This window comes from Flavitalea plasmicola, assembly GCF_030546645.1.
Classification (GTDB): Bacteria; Bacteroidota; Bacteroidia; order Chitinophagales; family Chitinophagaceae; genus Puia.
Genome location: NZ_JAUOTO010000001.1, coordinates 272,304 through 293,293, shown reverse-complemented (window position 1 = coordinate 293,293; position 20,990 = coordinate 272,304). Strand labels below are relative to the sequence as shown.

Sequence of the window (20,990 nt, the reverse complement as noted above, 5' to 3'; positions counted from 1 at the left end):
GACCGGGTTCTTCATTTATGCGATCGATCCCAACAAGGTCAACGTTTGCGCAGCAGGCTACCTATAATCAGTTCGGGCCTACCGGCTGCCAACAATAAAAAGCCCCCGAGGCGTAATTGCACCGGGGGCGGATGTGAATATAAGTTGACAGTGATTGCCGCGCCGTTACGGCGTCGGCGTCAGGCCATATTTATGCATATAGCGATGATAAAGCTGTGTCTGCTTGTTATCCAGGCCAACTTCCCGGCCTTGTATATAGGCATGCTCCACAATACTGGTACGCATGTCCAGCAGGTCCCCGCTGCTGATGACGATGTTCGCATCCTTCCCTGCCTCCAGCGAGCCGGCGCGGTCATCGATGCCCAATATCCTGGCGGCGTTGAGGGTAATAGCCTGCAGCGCCTGCTCTTTGGTTAGCCCATAGGCAGCAGCAGTACCTGCATTGAACATCAGGTTGCGGTAGCGCGCCTCATCATGGTCGTCATTCAGTGCGAAAAGAACGCCGGCTTTTTGCAATAGCGCGGGGGTCTTGTAGGGTTGGTCGAAATCATCGTCTTCCGTCGTGGGAAGCGCATGCTGCTGACCCAGGATGACGGCAATATTGTTTGCCTTTAAGAGTGGCGCGATCAGCCAGCTCTCGCTGCCGCCCACGATGACCACCTCGAACCCAAACTCTTTGGCGAAATCCACGGCCACCAGCATCTGTTTCACCTGGTCTCCATGAACAAAGAGCTTTTGCTGTTTGGAAAAAAGTCCTTTGACAGCTTCGAACTTCAGGTTTGTCTCCTTGTGCGGAGATGTCTGCAAATAACCTTTGGCCTCACGGAAGAATGCTTTCATCTCTTCTACCTTGGCCAGGGCCTCCTTCGCAGGATCGGAGGGCGCCTCGGGACCAGCCCGGCGGCCAAATCTACGGGGACGGACGATGAAGGAAGGCATATGCAGATGGATCGCCCCATCCATCCTGTAAGCAGCATCCTCCCAGTTCCACGCATCCAGCTGGACGACGGAAGAGCTGCCGCTGATGGTGCCGCCCTGCGGCGTGACGCTGGCCAACAGGATCCCATTGCCCTTTAAGGTATTGATGATCTTCGAATCCGTGTTATACGCAACAATAGCCCTTACATTGGGATTGAGATCGCCCAGCTCTTCGTAATCATTCGATCCCCGTACGCCGTTGGCGATCTCTTTCAATCCAAGATCGGTGACAGGAAGGATCAGACCGGGGTAGATCTGCCTGCCTTTTGCATCGACGATCTTTACATCGGAGCCGGAACCCGCGGGGACAGCGATATTTTGGCCCACCTGTACGATCTTTCCGTTGTCCACGGCGATGGTGCCCCCTTCGATCACCTGGCCATTACCGATATGAATGGTGCCTCCCGTAATATATAATTTACCCTTGTAGGCAGGGGCGGGGTATACGTCGTCCTGTGCCCGGGCGTTGAGTGAGATCAGCAGCGTCAGCGCCGCAAAGCCGCGGACGACATGCCTGATGGGGAAATAATGCATTTGTATGATCATTTTACTGAAGGTTAGTTTTGGGTATTTTCGTTATCTCCATCGATGGTCAGCAGACCGTCGTGATGCTCGTGGTCATCACAGGTCAGCTCCACATGGAAGCTGGGTTCCGCCGGCCGCACAGGCGCTCCCGTTCTTTTCTCCGCCAGCATCTTTTGCACGAGGCGGTTACGCTCGGTTGTTATGGCCTTACGCAACGCGGCATCATGATCGAGATCAAAATAGATGACGCCGTCCACGATGGTCTTTTCCGGCCTGGCATAGATGCTGAGCGGGTTGTCCGTCCAAAGGACCAGGTCCGCATCCTTACCGGCCTTCAGACTTCCTACCCTGTCGGCAACGTGCAGGGCTTTGGCGGGATTGAGCGTCACCATTTTGAACGCCTCGTCTTCGGTGAGCCCTCCATACTTGACGCTTTTGGCGGCCTCCTGGTTCAGCCGGCGGGCCTGCTCCGCATCGTCGGAGTTGATACATACATTCAGTCCCACCTTCGTCATGATCGCCGCATTGTAGGCAATGGCATCCGTTACCTCCACTTTATACGCCCACCAGTCGGAGAAGGTAGAGGCGCTGGATCCTTGTGCCTTCATCTTGTCTGCCACTTTATAGCCTTCCAGGATATGTGTAAAAGTATTCACCGAAAAGCCGAACTTGTCCGCCACCCGCAGCAGCGCCGTGATCTCGCTCTGTACATAAGAGTGACAGGTGATAAACCGTTTTTTCTCCAGAATCTCCACCAACGCGTCCAGCTCCAGGTCGCGGCGGGTGGCCATCGGGACGGCCTTCCTCGCCTGCTGGTAATCGCGTGCTCTCGTGAAAGCATCCATCAGCACTTCTTCCACGCCCATACGGGTATCAGGGAAGCGGTTGTTATTCTGCGAGGTGGTCCGCTTTACATTTTCGCCCAGCGCAAACTTGATAAAAGGATCCCAGTTCCTGAACTTCAGGCCTTCATCGTCCTGTCCCCAGCGCAGCTTGATCAGCTGCGTCTGTCCGCCGATGGTGTTGGCGGACCCATGCAGGATATGGGAAGAGGTAACGCCGCCGCTCAGCTGCCGGTAGATATTGATGTCTTCCGGGTTAAGGTTATCTGCGATACGCACTTCGGAAGTGACGGACTGCGCGCCTTCATTGATGGAAAAGGCGGCGATATGAGAGTGTTCGTCGATGATGCCCGGTGTCAGGTGCTTTCCGGTACCGTCAATGACGGTGGCGCCGCCAGGAGAGAGATTCTTGCCGATCTGCACGATCTTGCCGGCTTTCACCAGCACATCCGTATTTTCCAGCCTGCCTTCTTTCTCGTTGGTCCATACCGTCGCATTTTTGATCAGCAGATCCTGTTGCCTGGGCAGCGAATCCCATCCGTAGCCGTCGAAGGGGAATGTGACCTTTCCAACGTGGAGGGGCTTTTTACGGGTAGTATCTGCTTCCGGCGGGGTGGTCTTTACAAAGACTGCCGTCCAGGTGAGCCAATTGCCCGTCGAATCCATACCGTTCCCACTCCATCCATCGCCGTAGACGGCGCCGCTGAGATGTGTAAGGGCGCCACCAGGACGGGCTGCGGCCATGCCTCGACCTCTTCCAGGCCCCCCCTGTCCGGCAGCCGAATCAGCCGCCTGCCTGCCCCCGCGTCCGCCACCAGGCGCTGCGGCTCCGCCTGGGCCAAAGCTCAGGGAAACCAGCCGGCCATCATAGCTGAACTTGCCGGTGAGGGTATCTTTGGCTATGACGCTGGCGGCCGTAGCCGACTTCACATCCAGCACATAAGTGGACGAAGCGCCTGCAGCTGTTGTAATGGTCAGGTTGTACTGCCCTCTCACATTCTTCCAGCCCTCTTCTTTTATTTCATACTTTTTCCCCTGGATCCAGTTCTCCACCAGCAAGGTCTTTTCCGCAAAGACGGGGCCGGTGGTGATGAGGAAATTAGCCAGCTTACCAGTCTCCAGGCTGCCCACCTTATTATATATACCCAATAAATTAGCAGGGGTCTTCGTCAGCGCTTCCAACGCTTTTCTTTCGCTCAGGCCATATTCGAAAGCCTTGCGCAGGTTGGCGGTGAATTGCTTGACATCTTTCAGGTCGGAAGTGGTCAGGCAAAAAGGTATGCCGGCCTTTTCAAAGGCAGCGGGATTGCCCGGCGCCAGTTCCCAATGCTTCATATCGGCGAGCGAAACAAAACGTGCGTCATTGGGGTCTTCCACGTCCATGGGCTGGGGGAAGTTCAGCGGAAGGATATAACTGGCCCTGGTAGCCGCCACTTCATTGATCCGCTGGTATTCATTTCCGCCGCCTTTGATGATAAACTGGATGCCGAACTCGTCCCCTATGCGGTCGCCCTGTATATCCGTCCACTTGTCTCCACCCTCGAATAGCTGGGGAAGAGATAATCCTTCATTGAAAGCCTGGAGGCTGATGTTGGTGCCTTCATGGACCGGCTGGCTCTTATACCATTGCGCATCCAGCCAGGTCTGTCGCAACAGGGCGATGCTGCCCATGAGACTGCTGGGATAGCTCTGTGTGGACGTGCCTTTATTGAGAGAGTAATTCGCAGAAGACCTTTGCCTGACGATAACCAGGTTCTCCTGGTCATTGGCAAGCGTCACTACCACGCCAGTGCCCCGGGCGATGCCATCCCTGTTCAAAGTCTGCACCGTGCCGAACCCGAGCTCACGCAATGGCCTGGCTTTTGCATCATCTACGGAAAAAAGACGGGCGCCATCCGTCTCGGGATGGATGGCCTGGTTCCAGCTCACCGCACCCTTGGTATTGGAGGTTAGCTGCGCGGGAGCCCTGAAATCAAACGGCCGCGTCTGTCTTTCAGGCGCTGGCATGCCGTACTCGCTGAAAATATCGATGAACGAGGGATAGAGGTACTTGCCGCTGCAGTCGATGACAACGGCATCTTTCGGCAGCGTCACACCCGTGCCGGCGCCAATGATGACACCATCCCTGACGAGCAGTGTGGCATTGGCTATTGTGGTTTGTCCATCCTTCACCAGCGTGGCATTGGTAAATGCATAGCATCCTTCCCTTGGATCGGCGACGCCGTTGACTGGAAAGGTGGTTTGAGCGAAAGAAAGGATAGAGTAAGAAAGCAACGCCACAAGCAAAAAGGAGGTTTTGCCTCGCGGACGATGTCGTAAGTTTCTCATGTTTGTTATTAGTTTTAGTCCCTGAAAATGGTCCCGAATTTAGGTAAATGGACTAATTTTAGCATTCAAATATTTTATCAGCGGTAAAAATAGAAGGTAATTTTCGGTGATTAACATTTCTTCTTATATCGATCACACTGTTTTAAAACCCACCACCACACATATGGATGTTAAAAAAATATGTGAGGAGGCGGTGCAATATGGGTTTGCGGCAGTGTGCATACCTCCTACCCTATTGACGATCGGGCGTCGGGAGCTGTCCATCGCCTTTGAAAGCTCTATCACGCCAAAGGATGAAGATTGCGTGGAGCGCAGCCCCCTGGTAAAGGTCGCCACCGTCATTGGTTTCCCGTTTGGTTATTCCGTACCGAAGGCCAAGCTGGCAGAAACGGATCAGGCCCTGACGGACGGCGCCGATGAGCTGGACGTGGTGATCAACCTCATAGCCGTAAAGGATGGCGACTGGTCTTTCCTGGCTGACGAGATCGGCCTCATCGCTGATACGATCCATGCCCGCGGAAAGGTCATAAAGGTCATCATCGAGAGCGGTATCCTTACGGATGAAGAGATCATCCGTTGTTGTGAACTATATAGCCAGGCGGGCGTTGATTTTGTAAAGACCTCCACCGGTTATGCCGAAAGGGGCGCCACGCCGGAAGCCGTCCGGCTAATGCGTCAGCATCTGCCCCCCGGGATAAAGATCAAGGCATCCGGCGGTATCAGGACCTATGCATTCGCCCGGCAGTTGATAGAGGCAGGGGCGGACAGGCTGGGCTGCAGTGCAAGCGTGGCTATTGTGACACAGCGGTGAGCGGCGAGCGGCGAGGTACGAGCTGCAAGCTGCAAGCTGCAAGCTACAAGCTGCAAGCTACAAGCTGCAAGCTGCAAGCTACAAGCTGCAAGCTACGAGCTGTGAGCGGCGAGCTGTGAGCTACGAGATGAGAAATATTAAAATAAGTTATGTATAGAAATCTAAGTATCCTCTCAGTTCTCTTAAGTGCTGCGGTCATAGTGCAGGCGCAGACCCAGACCGATACGGCGGGTGTGATCGTCTACAAGGACGCCCGCATCGATCAGTTGATCCGCAAGCAGATGGAGATCAATGAAGAGACAACCCGCGACAGCCGGCGCAGCATGCCCGGCTACCGGATCCAGGTGGCCAGCTCTACAGACCGTAACAAGGTGTTTGCGGCAAAAACAAAGATCTACCAGCAATTCCCCGACCTGAAACCTTATGTGATCTACCAGCCCCCGAATTACAAATTGAGAGTAGGTAATTTCCGGACACAGGCAGAGGCGGAAGAATTTGAAAAGCAGTTGTCCCCGCTGTTCCCTTCCGGCCTGTATGTCATAAGGGACACCATTGAGGTCACACCGGAGAAGCTGAAAGAGGAGGGACAACAACAATGAAAGACAAGATCCAGGAGCTGGTCCGCCGTCATAGCGCCGACTTCATATCCATCCGTCACCATCTGCATGCCAACCCGGAGCTTAGCTATAAGGAGTTTGAAACCTCGCGCTATGTGCAAAGCAAGCTGAAAGAGGCGGGCATCCCCTTTCAGGTGATGGCAGAAACAGGAGTCGTAGGACTCATCGAAGGAAAAAATCCGGACAAACGTATCATTGCTTTAAGAGCGGATATGGATGCCTTGCCCATACGCGAAGAAAATGACATCCCCTACAAATCCCGTAATGAAGGGGTAATGCATGCCTGTGGTCACGACGTGCATACCACGATATTGCTGGGTGCTTCGCGCATCCTGCAGGCATTGAAGGACGAATGGGAGGGAACCATCAAGCTCATCTTCCAGCCGGGCGAAGAGAAAAACCCCGGAGGAGCCAGCCTGATGATCAAAGAAGGCGTCCTCGAAGGCCCCGCGCCGCAGGCTATCTTCGGTCTGCACGTCCATCCGGGGCTGGAGACGGGCAAGCTGAGCTTCCGCGGCGGGATGGTAATGGCCAGCGCCGATGAGATTTATATCACCATCAAAGGGAAGGGCGGGCATGCCGCCGCGCCGCACCTGACTGTAGATACCATCCTGGTAGCCTCGCACCTTGTGGTGGCCCTGCAGCAGGTGATCAGCAGGAACCGCAACCCACTGTCGCCGTCCGTATTGTCCATTACCTCCGTACAGGGAGGGCACACCACGAATGTGATCCCCAGCGAAGTAAAGCTGATGGGCACATTCCGGGCCATGGACGAGGAGTGGCGCTTCCGGGCCCACGAGCTGATAAGGCGGCAAGCCACCGAGCTGGTGCATAGCATGGGAGCGGAGATCGATCTGCATATTGACGTCGGCTACCCGATGGTGTACAACAACGAAGCCCTGGATAAAGTAGCGAGGGCCACAGCCGGACAGTTCATCGGGAAAGAGAATGTCCTGGAGACGGAAGTGCGGCTGGGCGCCGAGGATTTCGGCTATTACACCCGAAAGATCCCGGGCTGCTTCTACAGGCTGGGAGTAATGAACGCGGAGAAAGGCATCACTTCAGGCGTGCACACGCCTACTTTTAATATCGATGAGTCCGCAATCGGCATCGGGGTAGGAATGATGGCCTGGCTGGGAAGCCAGGTGGAGTTCAAAAGCTAACCCATCTTTACCCCATCCTGCCCAGGACGGCTGCGACACGCTGTTCGACAGTGAGGTCTCCATTCAGCTCCATGATCTCGCAGGACAGGTGCTGCAGCCATTGGCGCTGAGCGCTGAGCGTTCTTCCGCTGGCCGTGTCGTCATCATATCCGGCAGCCCAGTCGATGAATTCCTGGTTGATCGCGCCAAATCGCTCCCACTCCCGCTGTTGCAGCCGGGAAATCCTTATATCCCGCGGCAAATACAAAAAGATTACGATATCAAATAGCCGCCGCCAGTCATCCCCCCAGTTGATCACGGAGCCGCCGAATATCCAGCTGTCCTGCCGGCGCAGATCCCCCAGGGCCATCAGGTTCCTCTCCTCCGGGCCGCGCCTGAGCGTAAAGGGAGGGTCGGTCTGTACCCAAAAATAGAAGTCGCTGTCAAAATAGGGGATTTGCAGCTGAGCAGACAGGCTTTTACCCAGGGTGGTGACGCCGGAACCGGAGGCGCCCATAATGTGGATCTTCATATTTTGCCGGACAGTATGTTATCAGTCATGAATGCGCAAAATTATTGCTAAACCTATGATTAGCGGCATTTTCGTATTTTGCACCGGTTTTCGGCTGGCGGTCTGACCCGGCCCGGGATAAATTTCCAATATGCAAAAACAACAGCTCCGCAAAGAGCAGGCGCTTGAATACCATTCCAAAGGACGGCCGGGCAAGATCGAGGTCGTGCCTACCAAAGAGGCAAAGACCCAGCGGGACCTGTCCCTGGCCTATTCTCCTGGCGTAGCAGAGCCCTGTAAAGAGATCAACAAGAACCCCGACGATGTTTATAAATACACTGCCAAGGGCAACCTGGTGGCAGTGATCAGCAACGGCACGGCCGTGCTGGGGCTGGGGGACATCGGCCCCGAGGCATCCAAACCCGTTATGGAGGGTAAGGGGGTATTGTTCAAGATCTTCGCCGACATCGACGTCTTCGATATCGAGATCAACGAGAAAGACCCGGTGAAATTCGTACAGATCGTGAAAGCCCTGGAACCTACCTTCGGGGGCATCAACCTGGAGGATATAAAAGCTCCGGAATGTTTCTTCATTGAGCAGGAGCTGCGTGACTCCCTGAAGATCCCGGTGATGCATGACGATCAGCACGGCACGGCCATCATCAGCAGCGCTGCTTTGCTGAATGCCCTGGAATTGCAGAAAAAGAAGATCGACAAAGTGCGCTTTGTCGTCAACGGGGCGGGGGCGGCAGCCATGGCCTGCACAAAGCTGTATGTAGCGCTGGGCGCCAAATATGAAAATTTTATCCTATTCGATAAGGATGGCGTGATCCATGAGAACCGCACGGATCTGGACGAGCAAAAAAAGAAATTCGCCGTCAAGGCAGCCGATTGGACCCTGGAAAAGGCGCTGAAAGATGCCGATGTGCTCGTAGGGCTGAGCATCGGCAATGTGGTGACGGCAGAAATGGTGAAAGTGATGGCCAAAAGACCGATCATCTTCGCCCTGGCCAATCCCGACCCGGAAATAAGCTATGAGACAGCCACCGAGGTGAGAGACGATCTCATCATGGCCACCGGCCGCAGTGATTATCCCAACCAGGTGAACAATGTACTGGGCTTCCCCTTCATCTTCCGGGGCGCCCTGGATGTCCGCGCCACCCAGATCAACGAGGCCATGAAGCTGGCCGCCGTTCGTGCCCTGGCCGACCTGGCCAAAACGGCCGTCCCGGACATCGTGAACATGGCGTATAACGAGAAGAACATCGTATTCGGTCCCACGTATATCATTCCGAAACCGCTGGACCCCCGGCTGCTGTCCACCGTGGCGCCCGCCGTGGCCCGTGCGGCCATAGAAAGCGGCGTTGCACAGACCTCCATTGAGAACTGGGAAGCCTATGCGATCGAGCTGAACAGGCGATTGGGCCTGGATAACCAGCTGGTGCGTGTGCTGGGCAGCAAAGCACGGAACGAGCCCAAGCGGCTGGTGTTCGCAGAGGCGGATAACCTCAAGATCCTGAAAGTAGCGCAGATCCTCAACGACGAAGGCGTAGCCTATCCCATGCTGCTGGGCGACGAGAAGAAGATCAGGCACATGGCTGCGGCTAACCAGATCGACCTGGAGGGCATGCCCATCATCAACCCTCACAGCGATCAGTATGAGGAAATGCGCAAACGTTTCAGCGAAATATTCTTCCAGAAACGCGGTCGCAGGGGATTCAATAAATATGAGTCCATGAAGGTCATGCGCGACCGGAACTATTTCGGATGTATGATGGTGGAGACCGGAGAGGCCGATGCCATGATCTCGGGACTTACCAAGAACTACCCGGATACGATCCGGCCCGCGCTCCAGGCCATCGGCACGGAAGAGGGTGTACAGAAGATCGCCGGCATGTACCTGCTGCTGACGAAAAAAGGTCCTTTGTTCATGGCCGATACGACCGTCAATTTCAATCCTACGGCGGAAGAGCTGGCTGATATTACCTTGCTGACTGCCAAGGCGGTGCAGAATTTCAACCTCACCCCCCGCATTGCCATGCTGAGCTACTCCAACTTCGGCACGAGCGACTCGCCCGAAGCCAGATTGGTGGCGGAAGCAAGGAGGATCGTGAAGGAACGCAATCCTTCCCTGATCGTGGACGGCGAGATGCAGGCGAGCGTAGCCCTGAACAATGAGCTGATCAAGGAAAACTATCCTTTCAGCGAGCTGGTGGATCAGGAAGTAAACACGCTCATCTTCCCGAACCTGGCGGCAGGCAACGTAGCTTACAATCTGCTGAAAGAGGTCGGAGGCGCCGATGCCATCGGTCCCATCCTGCTGGGATTGAAAAAGCCGGTACACGTATTGCAGCTAGGCAGTTCGGTGAGAAGCATCTATAATATGGCCCTGGTGGCCGTCGTCGACGCACAGATCAAATGCAAGGGTCCGGTCACGGCGGAGGAGGAGATGAAAAAAGCACCTTGGTGGAAGCGGACTAAACGATAAATAATTTATATTTTCATTCATGAGTTTTTTTACAGAATTCGGCCGATACTTACTGATGCTGAAAGGAATGTTCTCCAAGCCCGAGAACGGCAAGATGTACTGGAAAGAATTCATGCATCAATGTTCGGAGATCGGTATTGGCTCTCTGGGCATCGTAGTGATCATTTCCATCTTTATGGGTGCGGTATCGACCCTTCAGACTGCTTATCAGCTGGTGAGCCCTTTTATTCCCTTATCCACCATCGCACAGATCGTCCGGGATACGGTGATCCTGGAGTTCTCCCCTACGCTTGTCTGTATCGTGCTGGCCGGCGTCGTCGGCAGCAAGATCGCCAGCGAGCTGGGCAATATGCGGGTAAGCGAGCAGATCGATGCGCAGGAGATCATGGGCATCAATACCAAGACCTACCTGATCCTTCCCAAGATACTGGCGGCTATCGTCGTCATCCCTATGCTGGTGGTCATCTCCGCCGTGCTGGGCATCTGGGGTGGGCGCATGGCAGGTACGGCGACAGGCATCCTGTCAGGGGCAGCCTTCGATAAGGGCCTCCACCAATTCTTCAAACCATACAACGTTTTTTTCGCGCTGGCAAAAGCATACACTTTCGCATTCATCATTTCCAGCATTCCTGCTTATTATGGCTATTATGTGCAAGGGGGTGCGCTGGAGATCGGAAGGGCCAGCACCAAATCCGTAGTGGTCAGCTGCGTGCTGGTGCTTTTCGCAGATTATCTGCTGGCGGCGCTGCTGCTCTAGCTGCAAGCTACAAGCTTCAAGCTACAAGCTGGGTTTAGTTAGGAGTTGAATGATTGGAGGGATTTATGAAGGATTTTAAGAAATTGATCGTTTGGCAGAAGAGTATGGAGCTTTTTATAGAAGTTCACAGGCTTGCCAAAAAGCTACCGACTGAGGAAAAATATGAAATAGGTTCGCAGTTGAGAAGGTCTGCTTTTTCAATTCCGGCGAATATCGCCGAAGGAAGCGCTAAGCGTACAAATGCTCATTATAAGCAATTCCTGGAGAATTCTCTGGGTAGCGCATATGAAACAGAGACAGCCTTAATTGCGATCTCGACTCTTTATGAGTTTCTTGGGGAGGAGGCAGATAAATTGCTGGAAAGAACAGCTGAAATTCAAAAAATGCTGATCGCGTTTATAAATAAATTAAACTAACCTTTCCAAAACCTGGCTTGCAGCTTGTAGCTTGCAGCTTGACGCTCAAAAATGATTGAAGTAAAAAATATCAAGAAAGGTTTCGGCGACAAAATAGTCATCAACGATGTCAGCGCCGTCTTTCAGACCGGAAAATGCAACCTGATCATCGGTACCAGCGGCAGCGGCAAGACCGTACTGATGAAATGCCTTGTCGGCCTTTTCGAGCCGGACAGCGGGGAGATCATGTACGACGGCCAAGGTTTTTCTGAAATGGCGCAAGAGCACCGGAAAGAGCTCCGCCGGCGCATAGGCATGCTTTTCCAGGGGTCAGCCCTTTTCGACAGCATGACGGTGGAGCAGAATGTCATGTTCCCCCTGGATATGTTCGCCAAAAGCACCTATGCCGAAAAGCTGAAGCGCGTCAACGAGGTCCTCGACCGGGTAAATCTGAAGGACGCCAATAAAAAATTTCCCGCCGAGATCTCCGGAGGTATGAAGAAAAGGGTGGGTATAGCACGCGCCATCGTGCTGAACCCCAAATACCTTTTCTGTGACGAACCCAACTCGGGCCTCGACCCCCAGACCTCCCTGCTCATAGACAAGCTGATCAAGGAGATCACAATAGAATACAACATCACGACTGTGGTGAACACGCATGACATGAACAGCGTGATGGAAGTAGGCGATCATATCATCTATATGTACCAGGGCCTGAAAGAATGGGAAGGCAGCAATAAGGAGATCATATTCAGTAAAAACCAGCGGCTGAATGACTTTATTTTCGCTTCTGAGTTCCTCCAGGATGCCAAGGATATGCGGATGCTGGAAATGAAAGGCAAGATCGACAACAACAGGAATATGGACGATCTGCTGAAAAACAGCGATCCCTTGAAATAAGGATTTTTCCCTTAAATTTGCGCACCAATACCAATATACTCTCCATGGCAATCTTAGTTAATAAAAATTCCAGGATCATCGTACAGGGCTTTACGGGAACAGAAGGGACTTTCCATGCTACACAAATGGTGGATTATGGCACCCAGGTGGTCGGCGGTGTAACGCCCGGCAAAGGCGGCAGCACTCACATCGACCGTCCCGTTTTCAACACGGTGTCAGACGCCGTCAAAGCGACCCAGGCCAATGTATCCATTATCTTCGTGCCGCCGGCATTTGCCGCCGATGCGATCATGGAAGCTACGGAGGCCGGTATCGAGCTGGTGGTCTGTATCACCGAAGGCATTCCCGTTCAGGACATGGTAAAGGCTAAGAACTACCTGCAGGGTAAAAAAACGCGCCTCATCGGCCCCAACTGCCCGGGTGTGATCACGGCCGGAGAATGTAAAGTAGGTATCATGCCGGGCTTTGTCTTCAAGAAAGGCAATATCGGCATTGTCTCCAAATCCGGTACGCTGACCTACGAAGCAGCCGACCAGGTAGCTAAGGCGGGGTTGGGTATTTCCACGGCCGTAGGCATCGGCGGCGACCCCATCATCGGTACACCCACCAAAGAAGCCGTGGAACTGCTGATGAACGACCCCGGCACGGAAGGCATTGTAATGATTGGAGAAATCGGGGGCAGCATGGAGGCAGAAGCCGCCCAGTGGATCAAGGCCAACAACAAAAAGCCTGTCGTGGGCTTCATCGCCGGCCAGACAGCACCTCCCGGAAGAAGAATGGGACATGCCGGCGCCATCATCGGCGGTGCGGATGATACGGCTGCAGCCAAGATGAAGATCATGGCCGAATGCGGTATCCACGTGGTGCAAAGCCCGGCCGACATCGGAGCCACCATGGCAAAAGTGATCAAGTAAACTTCCCATACGTAAGAACGGCCCGCTCTCGCGGGCCGTTCTTCATTTTATCGATGGCCTAGAACTTTCTGTGATGATGCTTCACTACCTTATGATGGTGGTGGATCTGATGGCGATTGCGCTTGATCTCCCTCTTGTCCTTCCGGATCTCATGGCGATGCTGCCGGATCTCGTGGCGGTCTTTGGATATTTCCCTGTGGTCACGTACCATCACGGCATGGCGGGGATTATTAAAATCTACTTTATTCATTGCAACGGCATTCTGAGCCTGGCTGACACCGGCAAATAAGAGACCGGCAGCGACGAGTATTGTAAACTTAGTGTTCATGATCTTTCTTTTTAATTTTTCGTACTAATTGTACTTGTATATAAGAAGGCAATGGGAAAGTTCTGTTTAACCCCCATACGTTAGAACTTCGTTAAAAGCACTTTGGCTTATGTAAACCCTTTATTTCCTGCATCTTCTGTATGTTGGTAACAAGATTAAATCAAGTATCTTTAAAAAAGTTTTCTCCTATGACCTTCAAGTTGCGTATCCGGATAATCGCCTGCCTATGCCTGTCGCCTTTTCTTTCCATCGCCCAGGATCATTATACCGCCCGCTGGAAGACCGTGGATTCATTGATCAACATAAAAGGACTGCCGCAGTCGGCCCTTGCCCAGGTCAACCAGATCTACACCCGTGCACAACAGGAAAAAAATGAGCCTCAGTTATTAAAAGCTTTGATCTATCGCATCCAATTGCAAAATGGCGATCAGGAAGATGCCGGCATCAGGTCCGTCACCGGCCTGGAAAAAGAGATCACCGGAACAAAGCAGCCGGCGCGCTCTATCCTGCAGAGTTTACAGGCCAGCCTATACTGGGACTATTTTCAGCAACACCGTTACCAACTCTACCATCGCACCAAAACGGAGAATTTCATAAAAGACAGCATCGCCACCTGGGGTGCAGAGGATTTCCATAAAAAGATAGGCCAGTTGTTCCTCGCTTCCCTGCAGGAAGAAAAATTGCTGCAATCTACCCGCCTGGATGCCTACGACCCTCTAATTATAAAAGGTAATGTGCGTGTCTTACGGCCCACGCTATTCGATCTGCTGGCCCATCGCGCACTGGATTACTTCAAATCCGATGAACGGGATGTGAACAAACCGGCCTATGCTTTTGAGATAGACGATCCGGCCGTTTTCGCGGATGCGGCAGGCTTCACCCGTCGCCCTTTTAAAACATCCGACTCCTCATCCCTGCACCATAAAGCGCTTCTCCTGTTCCAGCGTCTCATCGGCCTTCATCTCGCCGATGCAAGACCTGATGCACTGCTGGATGTAGATATCGAAAGGCTGAATTTTGTACACAATTATGCGGTGATGGAGAATAAGGAAGAGCTGTATACCTCCGGTCTCGTCCGTATTACGGATCGCTGGCCCAATGAACCCGCCGCCAGCGAAGCATGGTATCTGCAGGCATTGGAACATGTAAATAAAGCCGGTAGCTACCATCCACCCCAAGACACCAGCGGTCGCTTCGAATATCTGGCGGCGAAATCCATTTGTGATAAAGTTGTTACCCAAAAGGACAGCAGCGAAGGGAAGGTGCATTGCACGCAGCTGTTGCGGCAGATCCTCGCTAAGTCGCTGCAGCTGCAAATTGAAAATGTCAATATTCCCGGCAGACCTTTCCGCAGCCTGGTGAGCTGGCGTAATTTTTCACGATTGTATGGCAGGATCGTACGCATCAGCCACGACGAACGCATGAAGCTGGGCAATAATACCTACGAGGATAATTTTTGGCAAAAATTATTAAAGTTACCCTTGCAACAGACCTTCGTACAGACATTGCCGGGAACGAATGATTACCAGCAGCATCAGGTCGAGATCAGCATCGACGCTTTACCGATAGGATCATACGCCCTGATAGCTGGCGACGATTCTACTTTCAGCCTGGGCAAAAATCTCATGTCCGTGGCATATTTCCATGTCAGCAAGATCGCTTATATCAATAATGTCCGGGATTATTTTGTCCTGGACCGCGAGAGCGGCCAGCCTCTTCCAGGAGCCGCCGTTCAGATCTGGACCCGGTATTATGACAATAAAGCCGGTCGCGAAGCCTTCGCCCGGGCAGAAACCTATCGTGCGGATGAACATGGCCATTTCCAGCTGAAAAAACGCGAGGTCAATAGGAACTACACGCAAGTGGCCCTGGAGATCACGGCAGGATCAGACCATCTTTTCATCGACGAAACGTACAATCTATTTTATGAACAGTCTCGCCTGCGTGAGGAAACGGGAGGCGACAAGTCAAAATATGAGAAAGATAATCTGCGTACATGGTTCTTCACCGACAGATCCATCTATCGGCCCGGACAGACTGTGTATTTCAAAGGTATAGTGCAGACCCGCGACGCTGATACGCATAAAGCCAAAATATTGCCCCAATTCTCCACAAAGGTCATCCTCTATGATGTGAATGGAAGCAAGGTCGACTCGCTTTCCGTCACTTCCAATGACTTTGGCTCTTACCATGGTCAGTTCCGCCTGCCGGAGCACCTGCTAAACGGCGAGTTCAGTATCAGAGACGATTCCTCCGGCATCCAGGAATCGTTCGCCGTCGAAGAATACAAACGCCCTCTCTTCTTCGTCTCCTATGACACGCTGAAAGGTACCTACCGGGTGGGTGATACCATCCGGGTAAAAGGATCTGCCAAAGCCTTCGCGGGAAATGTCATCGACGGGGCAATGGTCAAATACACTGTCAGGCGACAGGCAAGGATTCCCTGTTTTGATTGCTGGCCCATGATGGGACGGTTCCTGCCCGGCCGTAACAATGAACAGGAGATCGCACATGGCACTATCAGAACCGACGCCCAGGGTAGGTTCACGATCAGTTTTGGGGCAGCTCCCGACCGGACGGTGAACAAAGCGACAGACCCTGTTTTCGAATATACGATTGCCGCCGATGTTACAGACCTCAACGGTGAAACGCGCAGTGGAAGCACTGTCGTAAAGGCCGGTTATAAGACATTACAGCTGACCATCGACGGGCCTTCAGACAACGCCATGCCCTCTGACAGCCTCAAAAGCCTGGTCGTCGGCGCCCGCAACCTGAACGATGTCCCCGAGCCTGCGTTCGTGAACATTTCCATGTATGCCCTGAAAGCGCCCGATCGTCTTATTCGGAAGAGGTACTGGGATGAGCCCGACCAGTTCATATTGTCTAAAGAGGAATATCTGCGCAATTTTCCCCATGACGAGTACAGCAATGAGACCAATGCGGCCTATTGGGAAAAAGGTGCGCAAATATGGCAGACCAGCGATTCCACGGGCAAAAAACTCAACATCGGCAAAAGCCTGTCCCCCGGCTGGTATGTCATCGAAGCCAGCGCTAAAGACAAATACGGTCAGCCCGTTAAGGTGATCCGCTATGTCGGTCTTTTTGAAGCAGGCACCGGCAAACCTGCCACTCCGCAATACGCCTGGTCTTTACAGGATGAGGAAACGGTAGAGCCCGGAGGCAAGGCTACGTTGGACATCGGCTCCTCCGCTGAAAATGTCTTCGTCATCAGGAGACTTTCCACCACCGACTCCGTCGGCGCCCTTAGCTTCCTCACGCTGGACAAAGGAATGCAGCGCACGTCCTTCCCCGTGACAGAGGCCAACCGGGGCGGGTTCGGCATTGGCGACGTTTTTGTAAAGGACAACCGTATCTATACCAGGAATTACACCGTGCATGTACCCTGGACCAATAAAGAGCTCAGCATACACTATGATACTTACAGGGACAAGGTCCTGCCGGGGAACGAAGAAAAATGGAAGGTCACTATCAAGGGCCGGCAGGCGGATAAGGTGGCAGCGGAAGCCCTGGCCGGCATGTATGACGCTTCGCTGGACCAGTTCAAATATCATGAATGGTCTGTTCCGGCTATATATCCTGTATTTAGTTCCGGCATGGCCTGGAACGGGGCCAGTAACTTCGCCGCCGCCAATGCAACGCCGCGGTACGTGCAGGAGAGGGAATACCCATCCTTTCTCAAGCAATACGACGAATTGATGGCCATTCATGGGGGAAACAGGTATGGTCAGGTCCGTTTGCGGGGTATTCGTACGATGGCGCCGGGACAACCCGGCGCGGTGTTAAATATGGAAGTAAAAGGCAGTGATATGTATGTCCGGTCGGATAAAATGAGCAAAAACGTCAGTGGAAGAGTTCCCGGGTTGCAGGCACTCTATAAAGATGACGCTACGGCGACCTCCGACAGTGTGGCAACGATCGTCCCTGAACTACCTGCCGATGCGGCAGTATCCACCCCTGTCCAGATCCGCAGGAACTTCAATGAAACAGCCTTCTTCTTCCCCGAGCTGAAGACCGACGACTCCGGCAGCGTCACCTTCTCCTTCACCATGCCCGAAGCCCTCACCAAATGGAAATGGATGGTGCTGGCCCATACGAAGGACCTTTCCTTCGGCTATTCGGAAAAGACCGTTGTCACCCAAAAGAAGCTGATGGTCCAGCCCAACGCCCCCCGCTTTCTCCGCGAAGGCGATCGCATGGAGCTGGGCGTCAAGGTCGTCAACCTCACCGACTCGGAAATGACAGGACAGATAGAGCTGCAGCTGATCGACCCCACCACGGGATTGACAGCCGACGGCATCTTCAGCAACAGGCAAGCCAATCAATATTTCACCGTGGCTGCGGGCCAAAGCGCTGTCGCCAGCTTCCCCCTGGACATCCCTTACCAGTATAACCGCCCTCTCACCTACCGCATCATCGCCCGGAGCAAGGAAAACAGCGATGGGGAAGAGGCCGTACTGCCCGTGGTCAGCAACCGCATGCTCGTCACAGAAAGCCTTCCGCTGAATCTCCCCGCAGACGGCGTCAAAGCATTCCATTTTGACAAGCTCTTACAAAGCGGCAGCAGCGAGACCCTCAACCATCACGCGCTGACGGTAGAGTTCACCAGCAATCCCGCCTGGTATGCCGTGCAGGCCCTCCCCTACCTGATGGAGTATCCTTATGAATGCGCCGAACAGACCTTTAACCGATTTTATGCCAATGCCCTGGCCAGCAAGATCGCCGGCAGCTCGCCACGCATCAGACAGATCTTCGACAAATGGAAAACGACAGACACGGCGGCCCTCCTCAGCAATCTGGAAAAGAACCAGGAACTGAAATCAGTGCTGCTCCAGGAAACACCCTGGGTGCTGCAGGGCAAGACCGAGTCGCAGCAAAAACAGCATATCGCCCTGCTGTTCGACATGGTGCGTATGAGCCGTGAGCTGGAATCCTCCCTGGCAAAGCTGAAAGACATGCAATCCGACAATGGCGGGTTCGTATGGTTCAAGGGCGGACCCGACGACCGCTATATCACCCAATACATCCTCACAGGCATCGGCCACCTGCAGCATTTGGATGCCGTCCCCCCTTCCATGGCAGCGCAGGTGAAAGCCATCGTGCAGACTGCTCTTCCTTACCTGGACAGCAAGCTAAAGAAGGACTACGAAGACATCCTGAAACAACAAAAGACGAACAAACCTCTTCCGGCTGGCAAAAAAGCCGGTCCCGTCTGGATCGGCGAGACACCCATTCAGTATCTCTATATGCGCAGCTTCTTCAGCGACTATGGTATTCCGGGAGACGTCTTCCCCGCAGTCAATTATTTCCGCAAGCAAGCCCGCGATGGATGGCTGCAGACAAGCAAATACATGCAGGGGATGATCGCCCTGGCCCTCTTTCGCACAGGAGACGTCTATACAGCAAAAAATATCCTGGCCTCGCTGAAAGAGACGGCTATCCGCGACGAAGAAAAAGGCATGTATTGGAAAGGCATGGAAGGCGGTTATTATTGGTACCAGGCGCCCATCGAGACCCAATCCCTGCTGACGGAAGCCTTCCACGAGATTGCTCCCGCCAGCGGACTGGAGAATGCTCTGAGGACCTGGCTGCTGCGGCAGAAACAAACACACAACTGGACCACGACAAAGGCGACAGCCGACGCCTGCTATGCCCTGCTGATGGGCAATAGTGACTGGCTGAGCGCGGAAAGAAAGGTCGACATCCGGCTGGGCAGCAAGACGGCGTCTTCGGATGCGGCCGATGCGGAAGCCGGCACTGGCTATTTCAAAAAAGTTTTCGACGGGCCGTTTGTACAGCCTTCCATGGGTAATATCACCGTGACGATGAAAACGACTGGTACGGGCGGCCCTGCCAGTCCTGCCGGCGGCTCACCTGCCTGGGGCGCTGTTTACTGGCAGTATTTCGAGAACCTGGACAAGATCACGTCCGCAACCAATGCCAAAGCCCCGCTGAAGCTGACGAAAAAGCTATTCATCGAAAAAAATACGGACCGCGGCCCCGTGCTGGAGCCCGTACCTGAAAACGGCGTCCTGCATCCCGGCGACAAAGTAAAGGTCCGGATCGAGATCCAGTCGGACAGGAGCATGGAATATGTGCACATGAAGGATATGCGCGCCGCCTGTATGGAGCCTGTCAACGTCCTCAGCGGCTATAAATGGCAGGGCGGGCTGGGATATTATGAGAGCACGCGTGACGCCAGCACGGATTTCTTCTTCTCCTATCTGCCCAGGGGTACTTTCGTTTTTGAATATCCGCTGTTTGTTGGACAAGCCGGTAATTTCAGCAATGGCGTGACGAGCATCGAATGTATGTATGCTCCCGAGTTCGGCTACCACAGTGAAGGCATCAGGGTCAATGTCGAGGAGGCCAAACCATGATGAAGGATGTATTGATCGTCGGACAGGGTATTTGCGGCACTTTTCTCAGCTGGTACCTTGAGCAGGCGGGACGCACCTTCGTCGTGATCGATGAAGAGCGGCCCCATACGGCCTCCCGTGCGGCGGCGGGTCTTATCAACCCGGTCACCGGTCGCCGGATCGTAAAAACATGGATGATCGACGAGCTGCTGGATTTTGCCCAAAAGGCATATGGAGAGATGGCGCCGGATTGTATGCGTCGGGTGGACCTGATCGACTTCTTCCCTACGGCCCAGATGCGCCTGGCCTTCCTGGACAGGCTCAAAGACGACCCGCAATACATTCAGTTGGCGGCCGATGACCATGCCTGGGATAGCAGCTTTCATTACGAACTCGGTTTTGGGACCATCGCCCCCTGCTATCTCGTTGACCTTCCCAAACTGCTGCCCACCGCCCGTCGACGGATGTTGGACCAGAGAACTTTGCGGGAAGAATACTTCGACCAGCAGGCATTGACCATACGCCCCGACAGCATACAATATAAGGACATCACCGCCCGGATGGTCATTTTCTGTGACGGTATCGCCAGTTTCAGCAACCCTTATTTTTCCCGCCTGCCTTTCGCGCCGAATAAGGGCGAGGCGCTGATCCTGGATATCCCCCAGCTCGATCAGCAAACGGCGGTCTTCAAGAAAGGCATCACGCTCGCCCCCTGGAAGGACGGACTGTATTGGGTGGGCTCATCGTACGAATGGTCATTCTCCGACACCAATCCTACCAACACTTTCAGGGAAAGGACCGAAGCCGCATTAAAAAACTGGATCAAACTCCCGCTCCAGGTCATCGATCATTTCGCCTCCGTGCGTCCGGCTACGCTCGAACGAAGGCCTTTCGTAGGTTTTCATCCCTTACACCCCGCCGTTGGTATCCTCAATGGTATGGGTACAAAGGGCTGCTCGCTGGCGCCGTACTTTGCCCATCAGCTGGTGGAGCATATGGTTCGGGGGAAAGCTATACAGCCGAACGTGGATGTCAAGAGATTTGCAAAAATTTTGAGTAGGTGATTGATTGCGTTTT

General features: G+C 53.7%; 14 protein-coding genes. 10 read left to right on the top strand and 4 right to left on the bottom strand.

Annotated elements, in window-relative coordinates; genetic code table 11:
- Nucleotides 1-165: 165 nt before the first annotated feature.
- Together Q4E93_RS01135 and Q4E93_RS01130 are read right to left on the bottom strand one after the other, a co-directional pair.
- The gene (locus Q4E93_RS01135) at nt 166-1,524 is read right to left on the bottom strand and encodes an amidohydrolase family protein (RefSeq protein ID WP_303582241.1); all 1,359 of its coding nucleotides are present in this window, start codon (nt 1,522-1,524) and stop codon (nt 166-168) included.
- 11 nt (nt 1,525-1,535) lie between these two features.
- Complete coding sequence (locus tag Q4E93_RS01130; protein WP_303582240.1) at nt 1,536-4,673, bottom strand: amidohydrolase family protein; 3,138 nt, start codon at nt 4,671-4,673, stop codon at nt 1,536-1,538.
- 109 nt (nt 4,674-4,782) lie between these two features.
- Between Q4E93_RS01130 and deoC the strand changes: the two genes are divergently transcribed.
- From deoC to Q4E93_RS01115, 3 genes are all read left to right on the top strand, one after another.
- Nucleotides 4,783-5,484 (top strand): deoxyribose-phosphate aldolase, encoded by a 702-nt coding sequence (gene deoC, locus Q4E93_RS01125; RefSeq protein ID WP_411162121.1) that lies wholly within the window; start codon nt 4,783-4,785, stop codon nt 5,482-5,484.
- 149 nt (nt 5,485-5,633) lie between these two features.
- The gene (locus Q4E93_RS01120) at nt 5,634-6,083 is read left to right on the top strand and encodes an SPOR domain-containing protein (protein ID WP_303582238.1); all 450 of its coding nucleotides are present in this window, start codon (nt 5,634-5,636) and stop codon (nt 6,081-6,083) included.
- A complete protein-coding gene (locus Q4E93_RS01115) occupies nt 6,080-7,264 on the top strand; it encodes a M20 metallopeptidase family protein (RefSeq protein ID WP_303582237.1) in 1,185 nt (394 codons plus the stop codon). Before Q4E93_RS01120 ends, Q4E93_RS01115 begins: the two co-directional genes overlap by 4 nt.
- A gap of 7 nt (nt 7,265-7,271) precedes the next feature.
- Here the strand turns inward: Q4E93_RS01115 and Q4E93_RS01110 are convergent, their stop codons facing one another.
- The gene (locus Q4E93_RS01110) at nt 7,272-7,775 is read right to left on the bottom strand and encodes a P-loop NTPase family protein (RefSeq protein WP_303582236.1); all 504 of its coding nucleotides are present in this window, start codon (nt 7,773-7,775) and stop codon (nt 7,272-7,274) included.
- Nucleotides 7,776-7,905: 130 nt separating this feature from the next.
- Between Q4E93_RS01110 and Q4E93_RS01105 the strand changes: the two genes are divergently transcribed.
- The 5 genes from Q4E93_RS01105 (at nt 7,906) to sucD (ending at nt 13,208) form a co-directional block, all read left to right on the top strand.
- A complete protein-coding gene (locus tag Q4E93_RS01105) occupies nt 7,906-10,242 on the top strand; it encodes an NADP-dependent malic enzyme (RefSeq protein ID WP_303582235.1) in 2,337 nt (778 codons plus the stop codon).
- 19 nt (nt 10,243-10,261) lie between these two features.
- Nucleotides 10,262-10,999: an MlaE family ABC transporter permease gene (locus Q4E93_RS01100; RefSeq protein WP_303582234.1), complete on the top strand. Its 738-nt coding sequence runs from the start codon at nt 10,262-10,264 to the stop codon at nt 10,997-10,999.
- A gap of 65 nt (nt 11,000-11,064) precedes the next feature.
- Nucleotides 11,065-11,415, top strand: a complete 351-nt coding sequence (locus Q4E93_RS01095; RefSeq protein ID WP_303582233.1) for a four helix bundle protein — start codon at nt 11,065-11,067, stop codon at nt 11,413-11,415.
- Nucleotides 11,416-11,466: 51 nt separating this feature from the next.
- Nucleotides 11,467-12,294 carry an ABC transporter ATP-binding protein gene (locus Q4E93_RS01090; RefSeq protein WP_303582232.1) on the top strand — a complete coding sequence of 276 codons (828 nt, stop codon included), beginning with the start codon at nt 11,467-11,469 and terminating at the stop codon, nt 12,292-12,294.
- A gap of 44 nt (nt 12,295-12,338) precedes the next feature.
- On the top strand, nt 12,339-13,208 hold the full coding sequence (gene sucD, locus Q4E93_RS01085; RefSeq protein WP_303582231.1) for a succinate--CoA ligase subunit alpha: 870 nt from the start codon (nt 12,339-12,341) through the stop codon (nt 13,206-13,208).
- Nucleotides 13,209-13,266: 58 nt separating this feature from the next.
- Here the strand turns inward: sucD and Q4E93_RS01080 are convergent, their stop codons facing one another.
- Nucleotides 13,267-13,536: a hypothetical protein gene (locus tag Q4E93_RS01080; RefSeq protein ID WP_303582230.1), complete on the bottom strand. Its 270-nt coding sequence runs from the start codon at nt 13,534-13,536 to the stop codon at nt 13,267-13,269.
- Between the two features lie 188 nt (nt 13,537-13,724).
- Here Q4E93_RS01080 and Q4E93_RS01075 point away from each other — a divergent pair, with 188 nt between their 5' ends.
- Both Q4E93_RS01075 and Q4E93_RS01070 read left to right on the top strand, forming a co-directional pair.
- Nucleotides 13,725-19,934, top strand: coding sequence for an alpha-2-macroglobulin family protein (locus Q4E93_RS01075; RefSeq protein WP_303582229.1), 6,210 nt, complete (start codon nt 13,725-13,727; stop codon nt 19,932-19,934).
- Nucleotides 19,931-20,977, top strand: a complete 1,047-nt coding sequence (locus Q4E93_RS01070; RefSeq protein ID WP_303582228.1) for an NAD(P)/FAD-dependent oxidoreductase — start codon at nt 19,931-19,933, stop codon at nt 20,975-20,977. Before Q4E93_RS01075 ends, Q4E93_RS01070 begins: the two co-directional genes overlap by 4 nt.
- Nucleotides 20,978-20,990 lie beyond the last annotated feature (13 nt).